This is a genomic window from Ruegeria sp. AD6 (assembly GCF_056542325.1).
In genome coordinates this window covers 83,433-96,785 of the sequence record NZ_JBQFZQ010000003.1, presented here as the reverse complement: position 1 = coordinate 96,785, position 13,353 = coordinate 83,433, and the positions used below count along the sequence as shown (strand labels likewise).

Below are 13,353 nucleotides of genomic sequence, written 5' to 3'. Positions count from 1 at the left end.
CTTTTCACTCACGAGGTTGAGGCCGCGACGAGGACAATCTCGCCCGGCCAATCCGGTTCAATCTGTTCTGCAGCGCGCCAGGCCCGCAGGCCGGTGGCGCAGCACAAAGCCAGTCTTTTTTCTTTGTTAGGCTCTGTTTTCAGGTCTTCGACACTCAGGCGTTGCGCCAACGGGTGGATCGGGTCCGGGGCTTCGCCCGTGTCCCGCAATTCGACGATCATGTCATCGGCGTCCAGTTGCGAGGCGGCCAGAAAGGGAAAGGCCCGCTGAGGCTCGGGCGCTGCATCAAAACGGAAGCTGGTGCTGCGCAGGGTGCGGGCATCGAGTTGCACCATCTGACCCAACGGCGAGGGGTCGATCCCCAAAATCAACGCCAGCGCCATCTGCGCCTGCATCGCGCCGATCATTCCCACGACGGGCCCCAGAACACCCGCCGTGGCGCAGCTTGCCCCGCTGTCCGGCGCATCCGGAAACACCGCGCGCAGTGAGGGCGCACCGCCGCAAAACCCGCCGACATAGCCAGACAGGCCCAGAACCGAGCCGCTGATCAGCGGCTTGCTCGCGATCAGACAGGCATCCGACAAGGTATAGCTGGCGGCATAGCTGTCCGCACAATCAAGGATCACGTCAGCCTGCCCGGTGAAATCCATCACATTGACGTTTGTTAGAGCCTGTTTTGCTGCAACAACCACAATCCCGGAATTCAGCGCACGACAGCGCTCTGCCGCAGCTTCGGCTTTGGACCGACCGCATTCCGCCTCGGCAAACAACGTCTGTCGATGCAGGTTCGACAGGGCGACATGATCCGCATCCATGATCGTCAGATGTCCGACACCCGCCCCAGCCAGCAACGGCAGGACCGGCGCCGCCAGCCCGCCCGCGCCCACAACCAGAACCCGCGCGCGCGACAGGCGGGCCTGCCCTTCGGCGCCGACCTCGGGCAGGATCATCTGGCGGGCATAGCGGCTCATCTGGTGACCTCGATCCATTGGCGCACGCGCGCCTCGGGGTCGGGGTTCAGGGTGATGTCTGTCACGACCGAAACGATGTCCGCCCCAGCCTCAAGCACCCCTTCCGCGCGTTCAACGCTCATGCCGCCGATCCCGACCAGAGGGATGTCGCCCACGCGGGCCTTCCACTCGGTGACTTTGGGCAGGCCCTGCTGTTCCCATTTCATCTTTTTCAGAATCGTCGGGTAAACCGGGCCCAGCGCCACATAGTCGGGGTCCATTGTCAGCACACGCTCAAGCTCATCATCATCATGGGTCGAGACGCCCAGCTTCAGCCCAGCCTTGCGGATCGCTTTCAGATCGGCGTCGTCCAGATCCTCTTGCCCCAGATGGATCCAGTCACAGCCTGCATCGATGGCGGCCTGCCAATAGTCATTGACAACCAGCACCGCGCCATACTCGCGGCAGAGATCGCGAGAGGTCACGATCTGCGCCCGAACAACCGCGTCCGATTGATCCTTGATACGAAATTGCACCAGCTTCACACCCAAAGGCAGCATCCGCCGCAACCAGTCCGAGTGATCGAAGATCGGATAGAAACGGTCCAGCGTCATGACAGGAACGCCTTTCCAATGACAGGGGTTGAGGCTTCGGCCATATCCCGCGCCTCGATCGGGTCGGCCTGATGCGCCAGTTGCCCGGCCTCAACCGCGTGCGCCATTGCCTGCGCCATGCGCACCGGATCACCGGCCCGCGCGACAGCGGTGTTCAGAAGAACGGCGTTATAACCCAGTTCCATCGCATGGGCCGCATGGCTAGGCAGACCAATCCCGGCATCGATTACCAGTGGAATTTCGGGAAATTCCGCCCGCATCGCACGCAATGCGTATTCGTTGTTCAAACCGCGCCCCGAACCGATAGGAGCACCCCAGGGCATCAGAACCTCGCACCCGGCCCCTAACAACCGTTCGCCCACGATCAGATCATCGGTGGTATAGGGAAAGACCTGGAACCCGTCCTCGGTCAGAATTCGCGCGGCCTCGACCAGTTGGAACACGTCCGGTTGCAGGCTGTCGGTGTGGCCGATCAGTTCCAGCTTGATCCAAGGGGTCTCGAACACCTCGCGCGCCATATGCGCGGTTGTCACCGCCTCTTTCACCGTGTGGCACCCGGCGGTGTTGGGCAGCACCCGCACCCCCAGATCGCGGATCATCTGCCAGAATGTCTGCCCCGCCCCGGATTCGCGCCGCAGAGACACCGTGGCCACGCCAGCGCCACTTGCGCGGAAGGCCTGTTCCAGAATCGCAGGGCTGGGATATTGCGCGGTGCCCAGCATCAGCCGGTTGGGCAGGTCGACGCCATAGAAACTGCGCATCCTCAGCCCCCCTGCATCGGCGACAGGATTTCGACCCGGTCGCCTTCGTTCAAAGCATGGGCGAAGCGCAAGCCCGAGGGCACAAATTCTTCATTCACCGCCGTCGCAACGCGGCCCGAGAAACCGCACTCCTCCAACAACTCGGCCAAAGTGACGGCCATCACGTTCTTGGGTTCACCGTTAAGCACAATCTTCATCGACCATCTCCGACTGTTTGTTGTCCAACGCCAGATCGGCCACGCCCTGCGCCAGCGCCGGGGCCAGCAAATAGCCGTGACGGTAGAGCCCGTTGGCATAGATCGTCCCGCCCAGACGCCGAATGCGCGGCAGGTTGTCCGGGAAGGCGGGGCGCAGATCGACGCCAATTTCCAGCACCTCGGCCTCGCCAAATGCAGGGTTCAGCGCATAGGCGGCGCTGAGCAGCTCCAGCATCGACCGGGCCGTGATACGGCTGCTGTCTTCGCTTTCGATCATCGTGGCACCCAGCATGTAGATGCCATCGCCACGCGGCACGATATAAAGCGGGATACGCGGATGCAGCAGACGAACCGGACGCGTCAGGGTCACGTCAGGGCAGCGCACGACCAGCATCTCGCCCTTCACGCCGCGCAGGTCCTGCAACACATCCCGCGCCGTCAGCCCGCGGCAGTCGATGAGGTTATCCAACTGCGCAGGCGCGTGATCGTTGCGGAATTCGACACCCTGTTCCTTGAGATTGCGGTACAGGTCATGCAGCGCCTGTCGTGGATCAAGGTGAGCCTCCCCTTCAAAAAACAAGCCCTGTCCGAATCCATACAAATCAGGCTCTAATTCAGACAATTTCGCACGATCTACTTCGGTAAACGCTTCGGTCCGACGCGCGAAGCGGCGCAAGTCCGGCACATCCCTGGCATTCGCCACGACCAGAGTGCCATTGCGATGCACCTGCGTTCGCTCCGCCCACCAGGCAATGGCCATCTGACCCAACCGCAAAACGGGTTCCTCGGCGTTTTCGTATTCGCACCACGGGGCCAGCATGCCGCCCGCCCACCACGAACACCCATGCGGACCGGGCGGGCCAGCGGGGTCAAAGACCTGCACCCGTTCGCCGCGCGAGGCCAGCTCGCTGGCAACGGCCAATCCGGCAACCCCGGCCCCTATGACAGACCAGTGCGTCACGCGGGCCAAACCCGGTGAAAGTGATGCACCGGCCCGTGCCCCGATCCGACATTCAACTCATCCGCCCGCGCAATCGCGCCTTGCAGATAGTCATGCGCTTCGGCCACCGCCTCGGGCAGCGCCAAACCCTTTGCCAAACCGGCCGCAATCGCCGAGGACAGGGTGCAACCCGTTCCATGCGTGTTTCTGGTGTTTTGCCTTGGTGCCTGAAACTCGGCCACAACACCTGTTTCACCGATCAGCACATCGTGGCAGATGTCACCTGTGCCATGGCCACCCTTCATCAGAACCGTGCGCGCTCCCATTGCGCACAGCGCCTTGCCCTGTTCGATCATCTCGCTTCGCGACACCGCAGCTTTCTGATCCAGCAGGCAAGCCGCCTCGGGCAGGTTCGGTGTCAAAACACTCGCGCGGGGCAACAGGACGTCACGGAGGGTCTGCACAGCCGCGTCCGCCAGCAAGGCGTCGCCGGATTTCGCAATCATCACCGGATCCAAAACGATGGGGACGTCAAACCCCGATAGTGCTCCCGCGACGGTTTGGATAATTTCAGGCGTTGCCAGCATGCCGATCTTGATCGCGCCAACGTTCAGATCGGTCAGCACCGCCTCGACCTGCGCGGCGATCACGTCCGGCGGGATACCGTGCACTGCCGTAACCGCCCGCGTGTTCTGCGCCGTGACTGCGGTGATGACGCTGGAGCCGTAAACACCCAAAGCCGACATCGCCTTCAGATCGGCCTGAATCCCCGCGCCGCCGCCGCTGTCGGATCCTGCTATGGTCAGGGCAATTGCTGCCACGTCGTCGCTCCATCTTTTGGGGGCAACGCGGGCATGGAAAACGTCTGTATGCGTTAGACCGTTCCCTACGCCGGTATTGCCCGGATCAGGTTCGATGGGTTAGCGCATACACGCCTCTCAGCCCTTTGATCAGGGCACCCCAACGGTTGACGCGGACAATCTCAGGGCAGGCGCTGGAAATCAAGCGCCAATCCACAGGTCATAAGGCCACTTTGGGCAAGAGGTTAAGACCAAAGCGGCGTTTGAATTGCGGGGGAAAATGCGAGGCTCTGCCTCGCGCTCCGAGGTATTTTGGGCCAGATGAATAAAGGATCCCTTGCTTCATCTGGCTACAAATATCTCGGGGGAGACGCCCGGTACGGGCGGCGGGGGCAGAGCCCCCAATAGCGGACGACCGCCCCAATAGAGGCAGTCCGCCTTAACCCTTCATCCCGTCCCAAAAGGACTTGACGGACGAGAAAAAGCTTTTGGATTCCGGGTGGTTATCTTCCCCCAGATCATCAAACTCACGCAAGAGCTCTTTCTGACGGCTGGTCAGGTTGACCGGAGTTTCCACGGCCAGTTCGATGAACATGTCGCCAACACCGCCACCGCGAAGGGCGGGCATGCCCTTGCCGCGCAGACGCATCTGACGGCCCGACTGGCTGCCTGCCGGGATTTGCACCCGACCGCGACCACCATCGATGGTTGGAACTTCGATCGATCCACCCAGCGCGGCCTTGGCCATGCTGACCGGCACGCGGCAGTAAAGGTTCACGCTGTCGCGTTCGAACAGCTTGTGATCCGAAACCTCTACAAAAATATAGAGATCACCCGGAGGGCCACCGCGCATTCCGGCTTCGCCTTCACCGGCCAAGCGGATACGGGTACCGGTTTCAACACCGGCAGGGATGTTCACCGACAGGGCGCGTTCTTTTTCGACACGGCCCGCGCCATTGCAGGATTTGCATGGGTTCTTGATGATCTGGCCCAATCCCGAACAGGTCGGGCAGGTGCGTTCAACGGTAAAGAACCCCTGCTGCGCGCGAACCTTGCCCATGCCGGAACAGGTCGGACAGGTGGTGGGCTCTGCGCCGCCTTCGGCACCCGTGCCTTCACAGGACGAACACGCCACTGCGGCGGGCACGTTGATGGTTTTCTGCAGCCCCGCGTAAGCCTCTTCCAACGATACGCGCAGATTATAGCGCAGGTCCGAACCACGCGCCGCGCGACGTCCGCCACCGCCCCGCTGCCCACCCATGAAATCGCCGAACAGATCGTCGAAAACGTCCGAGAACGCGCTGGAAAAATCGCCCTGACCAAAGCCGCCGCCGGGACGGCCACCGCCGCCCATACCGTTTTCGAATGCGGCATGACCAAACCGGTCATAGGCCGCTTTCTTGTCGGCGTCGCGCAGCACGTCATAAGCCTCGTTGGCTTCCTTGAACTGCGCCTCGGCATCCGGGTTGTCCTTGTTGCGGTCGGGATGCAACTCTTTGGCTTTCTTGCGAAAACCCTTTTTGATCTCGTCCGCCGATGCGCCCTTGGTCACGCCGAGCACATCGTAGTAGTCGCGTTTTGACATCAGTGTTTCCTTCTGCCTCAACGTAATCGGGCCGGCCCGGCAACCGGACCGGCCCGCATTGGCCCGGTTGCTCGTTAGTTACGCTTGTCGTCGTCCAGATCTTCGAACTCGGCGTCGACAATGTCATCATCGCCCGGCGCGGCATCTGCTGCTGCCGGTTCTTCTTCGCCCTCTTCGGCTTGCGCCTTGTAGATGGCTTCGCCCAGCTTCATGGCGGCTTCGGTCACGTTCTGAATGCCCGACTTGATCTTGTCGGCATTTTCGGTCTCCAGCTCGTCCTTCAGCGCGGCAATTGCCAACTCGATGGCTTCGATGGTGGTCGGGTCAACCTTGTCGGCATGCTCTTCCATCGACTTTTCGGTCGAGTGGATGAGGCTTTCCGCCTGGTTCTTGGCATCGACCAGCTCGCGGCGTTCCTTGTCGGCTTCCGCGTTCTCTTCGGCGTCCTTGACCATCTTTTCGATGTCCTCGTCGGACAGGCCGCCAGATGCCTGGATGGTGATCTTCTGCTCTTTGCCGGTGCCTTTGTCCTTGGCCGAAACCGAGACAATGCCGTTGGCGTCGATGTCAAACGTCACCTCGATCTGCGGCATACCGCGCGGTGCGGGCGGGATGTCTTCAAGGTTGAACTGACCCAGGATCTTGTTGTCCGAGGCCATTTCACGCTCACCCTGGAACACGCGGATGGTCACGGCGTTCTGGTTGTCTTCGGCGGTCGAGAAGACCTGAGACTTTTTCGTCGGGATGGTCGTGTTGCGGTCGATCAGACGGGTGAACACGCCGCCCAGAGTTTCAATCCCCAGCGACAGCGGGGTCACGTCCAGCAGAACAACATCCTTGACGTCGCCCTGCAGAACACCGGCCTGAATGGCGGCGCCCATGGCGACCACTTCGTCCGGGTTCACCCCCTTGTGCGGCTCTTTGCCGAAGAATTTGGTGACCTCTTCGATCACTTTCGGCATCCGGGTCATACCACCGACCAGAACAACCTCATCGACGTCGCCCGCCGACAAGCCGGCGTCTTTCAGCGCGGCGGCGCAGGGCTTCATCGATTTCTTGATCAGATCGCCCACCAGCGATTCCAGCTTGGCACGGGTCAGTTTCATGACCATGTGCAGCGGCTGACCGTTCGAACCCATCGAGATGAACGGCTGGTTGATCTCGGTCTGCGAGGTCGAGGACAGTTCGATCTTGGCCTTTTCAGCGGCTTCTTTCAGACGCTGCAGAGCCATCTTGTCCTGGCTCAGATCGACACCGTGTTCCTTTTTGAACTCATCCGCCAGGTAGTTGACGATGCGCATGTCAAAGTCTTCACCACCCAGGAAGGTGTCACCGTTGGTCGATTTGACCTCGAACAACCCGTCGTCGATTTCCAGAATGGTCACGTCGAAGGTACCACCACCAAGGTCATAAACCGCGATGGTTTGGGTGTCTTCCTTGTCCAGACCATAGGCCAGCGCGGCCGCGGTCGGTTCGTTGATGATCCGCAGCACTTCGAGACCGGCGATTTTGCCGGCGTCTTTGGTGGCCTGACGCTGTGCGTCGTTGAAATAGGCGGGAACGGTGATAACCGCCTGCGTGACGTCCTCACCCAGATAGCTCTCGGCGGTTTCCTTCATCTTGCCCAGAGTGAAGGCCGAAATCTGGCTTGGGGAGTATTTTTCACCGCGGGCTTCGACCCACGCGTCGCCATTGCCGCCATCGACGATGGCGTAGGGCACCATTTTCTTGTCTTTTTCGACTTCTGCATCATCCACACGACGACCGATCAGGCGCTTGACGCCAAAGATCGTGTTGTCGGGGTTGGTGACCGCCTGACGTTTCGCAGGCTGACCGACCAGACGCTCTTCTTCGGTGAAGGCGACGATCGAGGGCGTGGTCCGCGCCCCTTCGGCGTTTTCGATGACCTTCGGCTGCGAGCCGTCCATGATGGCCACGCACGAGTTTGTGGTACCGAGGTCAATCCCGATGACTTTTCCCATTTTTGCAATCCCTTTCTCTTCAAGGCGATGTCCCGAGGGCCGGACCCGTTATGGCATCCTGTCCCCGATCTGATGTGCGCGACAGCACTACACCAACGCGCGTCCCGGCGTATATAAGGGCCGGACCAGAGGCCTGCAAGCACTCTGAATCGCAGCTTTTCGCGAATCTGCGGCCTTTTTGGGCAAGGATTAAGTAAGGAATGGGGAATCTGGGATGGCGCGGCTGCTTTTGCGGGGGTTCGACATCAGGAAAGGGTATCTGGACAGCGCCGAGCAGACCCGGGTGATCGAAGCGCTGCGCCCGATTCTGAAAGCCGCGCCGCTGTTCCGGCCCGTGACGCCGTCGGGGAAAGAGATGTCCGTGCGCATGACCTCGGCCGGGGATCTGGGTTGGGTCACCGACAGATCGGGCTATCGCTATCAGGATCGCCACCCCAAAGGCGCCAAATGGCCTGCCATACCCGAGGCGGTTCTGACCATCTGGCGCGATCTGGTCAGCCCGGATCGCGCGCCCGATTGTTGCCTGATCAATTACTATGACGAGGACGCAAAGATGGGGCTGCATCAGGACAAAGATGAGGCTGATTTTTCCTGGCCCGTTCTGTCCGTGTCACTGGGCGACGACGCGCTGTTCCGGATCGGCAATACGACACGCGGCGGCAAGACGGAATCGATCTGGCTGAGTTCGGGCGACGTCGTCATCATGGGCGGCCCGGCCCGGCTGACCTATCACGGCGTTGATCGCATCCGGCCCGGATCATCGCGGTTGTTGCCCAAAGGCGGACGGATCAACCTGACGATGCGCATGGCAACCTAACGGCGGGCGTTCCAGCTTTGGGACATGTGCTTGCGGGAAAAAAACTCGCCCAGCAAACCGATCATCAGCAGCGCTATTCCAACCCACAACGCGTATTCCCAACTGGTGTTGCGGGGGAAATAGTTGCGAAACACGAAGCCCCGACACTGATCGATCAGGTGAAAAAGAGGGTTCCACGCAAACATCAACAGAACGCTTCCGCCCAATGCGTTGGCAATGAACATCTTACCGGAAAACACCATGTTCAGACGGCGGTAAATGTTGCTGAGCATCCCGGCGGCCGTCGGAAACCATGGGGTTAAGGCCATAAACACCAAACCAACCGAACAGCCGGTGAACCAGGACAGAATGAACATCCCAAACGCGCCGCCGGGATCCTGAACCTCAAGCGGCGCGACCGCCAGGCTGTAGACGAACAGGATCACCAGAACTGACATCAATTGCTTGTAAAGCGTGCCGAACGCGGCGGCCAGGATCATGACCATCGGGTTCATGGGCGAGTGCAGCATCATCGGACTGTTCTTGCCGCCAAGTTTCGAAATGCTGCCAACCGATTGAATATGCGTCATGAACAGGAAAACACCTGACAAAACATACAGGACAAATTCGCCCCGGATTTTGGCGACGCGTGTACCCATGAAGGACATGATCAGGTAAAACACCGAAGCCATCAGAACGACCTGCAAAATGTTGATCAGGATCGCAATAACCGCGTTGGAATGCCGCGCGCGCACGCTGCGCACCACGGCGTGGAACACCAGTTCGGCTGTGGTGAACGCACCGCTCAGCAGCGTTTGGTTACGCCTAAAATAAAACACTCGAAGGGTCTTTCCCGTTTTGCTGCCGTCAATCTGGCACGAATACCTTGCCGTTCGGTAACCGGCACATCATAAGTCCGTCAGAGATTTGGATCAACAAACCACGTAAACGGAGCTTTTTTGTGACCTACGACGCGCTTATCCCCGTCATCCGACGTCTGGCCCTGGAAGCAGGCGACAAGATCATGGAGATCTACAACTCGGATGATTTCGACGTAAAGGTCAAATCTGACGCCAGCCCCGTGACCGAAGCGGATGAGGCCGCAGATGCCCTGATCTCGGCCGGGCTGCGCGCAGCGTTTCCCGATATTCTGCTGGTGACCGAGGAGCAAGCCGCCTCGCATTCCGAGAAAGGTGACACTTTCCTGATCGTCGATCCGCTGGATGGCACCAAGGAATTCATCAACCGGCGTGGGGATTTCACGGTCAATATTGCCCTGGTCGAAAACGGGCTTCCGACGCGGGGCGTTGTTTACGCGCCAGCCAAGGGGCGCATGTTCTACACGCAAGCCGATGGCCAATCGGTCGAGGAAACCGGTGCGCTGGATAAGGACCAGCCCGGCGATCTGACCGCAATATCAGTCTCTGAGCCGGACAATTCGGCGCTTTTGATCGTCGCCTCCAAATCGCACCGGGATCAGGCGACCGAGGATTACATCAACAAATATCAGGTGCAGGACAGCAAAAGCGCGGGCTCGTCGCTGAAATTCTGTCTGGTGGCAACGGGTGAGGCTGATCTTTACCCCCGTGTCGGGCGCACGATGGAGTGGGACACCGCCGCCGGTCACGCGGTGCTGACGGGCGCGGGCGGTCAGGTGGTTCGCTTTGACGACCATTCCCCGCTGACCTATGGCAAGGACGGCTATGCAAATCCGTTCTTTATCGCCTACGCTCCGGGTGTTGAGTTGAAGGAAGCCTGATGTCTGTTCTGATCGCCATTCCCGCCCGCTATGCCTCGACCCGGTATCCCGGCAAGCCTCTGGTTCCGTTGACCGGTGCGACCGGTAAGGCGATGACACTGATCGAACGGTCCTGGCGCGCGGCCTGTTCCGTCTCGGGCGTCGACAAGGTGGTTGTTGCCACCGATGACGACCGTATCCGCGAGGCCGCCGAGGCCTTCGGGGCCGAAGTCGTCATGACTTCCGAGGCATGCCAGAACGGCACCGAACGCTGCGCCGAAGCACATGCCGCACTGGGCGGTGGCTATGAGATCGTCGTGAACCTGCAAGGCGATGCACCTTTGACGCCGCATTGGTTTGTCGAGGATCTGATCTCGGGCCTGCGCGCGGCGCCTGATGCGGGTGTGGCCACCCCGGTTCTGCGCTGTGATGGCGATGCGCTGAACAGTTTGCTGAACGACCGCAAACATGGGCGCGTCGGCGGCACTACAGCCGTTTTCGCGCGCGACAACAGCGCGCTGTATTTCTCGAAAGAAGTCGTGCCGTTCACAGCCGAAACCTATGAAGGCGGCGCACCCACCCCGGTCTTTCATCACGTCGGCGTCTATGCCTATCGCCCCGATGCGCTGGCTGCTTATCCCGGCTGGCCAACCGGACCGCTGGAACAGCTGGAAGGTCTGGAACAGCTGCGCTTCATGGAAAACGGGCGCAAGGTTCTGTGCGTCGAGGTCGAAGCCAAAGGCCGCCAGTTCTGGGAGCTGAACAACCCGCAGGACGTACCAAAGATCGAAGAGATGATGGCCGCTATGGGTCTGGAGTGACCTCTTTTCCCCATGACCTTTGCACCTGCCATGGCGTAGGAACCTCCAACTCTGACCTTACGGATCGCATATGAAAACTGTTCTTGTCACCGGTGGCGCTGGCTATATCGGATCCCATGCCTGCAAGGCGTTGTCACAGGCCGGGTATGTGCCCGTCACCTATGACAATCTGATCACCGGCTGGCAGGATGCGGTCAAATTCGGTCCGTTCGAACAGGGCGACCTGCTGGACCGTGCCCGGCTGGACGAAGTGTTCGCCAAACACCAGCCCGTGGCGGTGATGCATTTCGCCGCGCTCAGCCAGGTGGGTGAGGCGATGAAAGAGCCGGGAAAATACTGGTCCAACAACGTCACCGGTTCCCTGACGCTGATCGAGGCCGCGGTTGCGGCAGGGTGTCTGGACTTTGTGTTCTCATCAACCTGCGCCACTTATGGTGAGCATGACAATGTGGTGCTGGACGAGACAACCTCGCAGCACCCGCTGAACGCCTATGGCGCGTCCAAGCGCGCGATCGAGGATATTCTGCACGATTTCGAGGCCGCGCATGGGCTGCGCCACGTAATCTTCCGGTATTTCAACGTCGCGGGCGCGGACCCGGATGGCGAAGTGGGTGAGTTTCACCGCCCTGAAACCCATCTGGTGCCGCTGATGCTGGACGCAATTGACGGCAAACGGGACGGACTGACCGTTTTCGGTACCGATTACGACACGCCGGACGGCACCTGTATCCGCGACTATGTCCATGTCTGCGATCTGGTTGACGCGCATGTGCTGGGTTTGAACTGGCTGGAAGAGGGCAAGGGCAGCCGGGTCTTCAACCTTGGCACCGGCTCGGGCTTTTCGGTTTTGGAAGTGATCGAGCATTCCAAGGCCGTCACCAACCGCGCCGTGCCCTATACGGTCGGGGCGCGCCGCGAAGGCGATTGCACCAAACTGGTTTCCGGCTCTGTCCGGGCAGAGGCCGAGTTGGGGTGGAAGCCCAAAAGGTCAACGTTAGAGACGATGATCGCCGACGCATGGCGCTGGCATCAGAACGGCCATTACGAGCAATGAGGCCCGGTTGACCAGCGCATCGGTACAGACCCTGCCCCAAATCGGATGGGCCCAGATGTACCGTCTGCGCTGGAAACGCCGCCGTCTGCTAATGCGCGCTTGGCGCAGCCGACATCAACTGAGCAGCGCGAACGATCAGACCGACAAGATCACGCGCGGCAGCATTCTGGCCTTCACCACGCTGCGCAACGAAATCACGCGCCTGCCCTGGTTTCTGCACCATTATCGCAGCCTCGGGATCGATCACTTTCTGATCGTGGACAATGGCAGCGATGATGGCTCGGCTGAATTGCTGCTGGACCAGCCCGATGTCTCGCTATGGCAAACCCATGCAAGCTATCGGGCTTCGCGCTATGGGCTGGACTGGCTGACATGGCTCCAAATGCGCCATGGCCATCGCCATTGGTGCCTGATGGTGGATGCGGATGAGTTGTTGATCTATGCCCATCACGACACACGCTCGCTGCACGATCTGACAAAATGGCTGGACCAGACGGGGCGCGGGGCATTTGGCGCTTTGATGCTGGACCTGTATCCCGAAGGTCCGTTGGGGGATCAAAGCCATGACCCCGAAAGTGATCCGACGGCAGTACTGAGTTGGTTCGATGCCGGGCCTTATCGGGCCCAGCGTCAAAGCCCGGCGGGCAATCTTTGGGTGCAGGGCGGTGCGCGTGAACGCATGTTCTTTGCCACGACGCGACAGCGATCTCCGACCCTGAACAAGATCCCGCTGATACGCTGGTGCCGCCGCTACGCCTATGTGAATTCCTGCCACTCGGCCCTGCCCCGGCACTTGAACGCAGCCTATGACGGACCCGGAGGCTCGGCCCCTTCCGGTATCTTGCTCCACACAAAATTCCTGCCCGAGATCGTCGAGAAGTCGCGGATTGAGAAGCAGCGCCGCCAGCATTTTCATGACCCTGACCAATTCGGGCCATATTATGATGGGATTATCAATCGCCCGACCCTTTGGACCGCTCAATCGACGCGCTATGCAGGGTGGGAACAATTGCAGCAACTTGGGTTAATGAATGCCGGAGGATGGACGTAATGGGCGAAAACATGTGCATAAAAACCATGTTCACCGCTAACCGGTTCTAAATCCATTGCCCTGC

General features: G+C 60.2%; 14 protein-coding genes and 1 riboswitch. Of the genes, 5 read left to right on the top strand and 9 right to left on the bottom strand.

Annotated features, from left to right (window positions below; all coding sequences use genetic code 11):
- Positions 1–8: 8 nt before the first annotated feature.
- The 8 genes from ACR0KJ_RS09125 to dnaK form a co-directional block, all read right to left on the bottom strand.
- Complete coding sequence (locus ACR0KJ_RS09125; RefSeq protein WP_170453403.1) at positions 9–971, bottom strand: HesA/MoeB/ThiF family protein; 963 nt, start codon at positions 969–971, stop codon at positions 9–11.
- Positions 968–1,564 (bottom strand): thiamine phosphate synthase, encoded by a 597-nt coding sequence (locus ACR0KJ_RS09120; protein ID WP_170453402.1) that lies wholly within the window; start codon positions 1,562–1,564, stop codon positions 968–970. The genes ACR0KJ_RS09125 and ACR0KJ_RS09120 overlap by 4 nt, the downstream gene beginning before the upstream one ends.
- Entirely contained in the window at positions 1,561–2,325 is a 765-nt protein-coding gene (locus ACR0KJ_RS09115) for a thiazole synthase (RefSeq protein ID WP_170453401.1), read from the bottom strand. Before ACR0KJ_RS09115 ends, ACR0KJ_RS09120 begins: the two co-directional genes overlap by 4 nt.
- 2 nt (positions 2,326–2,327) lie before the next feature.
- The gene (gene thiS / locus ACR0KJ_RS09110) at positions 2,328–2,522 is read right to left on the bottom strand and encodes a sulfur carrier protein ThiS (RefSeq protein ID WP_170453400.1); all 195 of its coding nucleotides are present in this window, start codon (positions 2,520–2,522) and stop codon (positions 2,328–2,330) included.
- The gene (gene thiO, locus ACR0KJ_RS09105) at positions 2,506–3,483 is read right to left on the bottom strand and encodes a glycine oxidase ThiO (protein WP_480626494.1); all 978 of its coding nucleotides are present in this window, start codon (positions 3,481–3,483) and stop codon (positions 2,506–2,508) included. The genes thiS and thiO overlap by 17 nt, the downstream gene beginning before the upstream one ends.
- The gene (gene thiD / locus ACR0KJ_RS09100; RefSeq protein WP_480626493.1) at positions 3,480–4,283 is read right to left on the bottom strand and encodes a bifunctional hydroxymethylpyrimidine kinase/phosphomethylpyrimidine kinase; all 804 of its coding nucleotides are present in this window, start codon (positions 4,281–4,283) and stop codon (positions 3,480–3,482) included. Before thiD ends, thiO begins: the two co-directional genes overlap by 4 nt.
- 45 nt (positions 4,284–4,328) lie before the next feature.
- Positions 4,329–4,435: riboswitch (TPP riboswitch) on the bottom strand.
- A gap of 266 nt (positions 4,436–4,701) precedes the next feature.
- A complete protein-coding gene (dnaJ, locus tag ACR0KJ_RS09095) occupies positions 4,702–5,847 on the bottom strand; it encodes a molecular chaperone DnaJ (protein WP_480583346.1) in 1,146 nt (381 codons plus the stop codon).
- Positions 5,848–5,921: 74 nt separating this feature from the next.
- On the bottom strand, positions 5,922–7,829 hold the full coding sequence (dnaK, locus tag ACR0KJ_RS09090; RefSeq protein WP_170453396.1) for a molecular chaperone DnaK: 1,908 nt from the start codon (positions 7,827–7,829) through the stop codon (positions 5,922–5,924).
- A 214-nt stretch (positions 7,830–8,043) separates the two neighbouring features.
- Here dnaK and ACR0KJ_RS09085 point away from each other — a divergent pair, with 214 nt between their 5' ends.
- Positions 8,044–8,646 (top strand): alpha-ketoglutarate-dependent dioxygenase AlkB family protein, encoded by a 603-nt coding sequence (locus ACR0KJ_RS09085; RefSeq protein ID WP_480626492.1) that lies wholly within the window; start codon positions 8,044–8,046, stop codon positions 8,644–8,646.
- On the opposite strand, the gene ACR0KJ_RS09080 is transcribed toward ACR0KJ_RS09085, so the two are convergent.
- Positions 8,643–9,464 (bottom strand): ABC-2 transporter permease, encoded by an 822-nt coding sequence (locus ACR0KJ_RS09080; protein ID WP_170453394.1) that lies wholly within the window; start codon positions 9,462–9,464, stop codon positions 8,643–8,645. The genes ACR0KJ_RS09085 and ACR0KJ_RS09080 overlap by 4 nt on opposite strands.
- A gap of 122 nt (positions 9,465–9,586) precedes the next feature.
- Here ACR0KJ_RS09080 and cysQ point away from each other — a divergent pair, with 122 nt between their 5' ends.
- The 4 genes from cysQ to ACR0KJ_RS09060 all read left to right on the top strand — a co-directional run bounded on the left by cysQ (position 9,587) and on the right by ACR0KJ_RS09060 (position 13,289).
- Positions 9,587–10,384 (top strand): 3'(2'),5'-bisphosphate nucleotidase CysQ, encoded by a 798-nt coding sequence (cysQ, locus tag ACR0KJ_RS09075; protein WP_170453393.1) that lies wholly within the window; start codon positions 9,587–9,589, stop codon positions 10,382–10,384.
- Entirely contained in the window at positions 10,384–11,184 is an 801-nt protein-coding gene (locus tag ACR0KJ_RS09070) for a 3-deoxy-manno-octulosonate cytidylyltransferase family protein (RefSeq protein WP_170453392.1), read from the top strand. The genes cysQ and ACR0KJ_RS09070 overlap by 1 nt, the downstream gene beginning before the upstream one ends.
- A gap of 70 nt (positions 11,185–11,254) precedes the next feature.
- Entirely contained in the window at positions 11,255–12,238 is a 984-nt protein-coding gene (galE, locus tag ACR0KJ_RS09065) for a UDP-glucose 4-epimerase GalE (protein ID WP_170453391.1), read from the top strand.
- A 55-nt stretch (positions 12,239–12,293) separates the two neighbouring features.
- Positions 12,294–13,289, top strand: coding sequence for a glycosyltransferase family 2 protein (locus tag ACR0KJ_RS09060; protein ID WP_170453691.1), 996 nt, complete (start codon positions 12,294–12,296; stop codon positions 13,287–13,289).
- Positions 13,290–13,353: the final 64 nt, after the last annotated feature.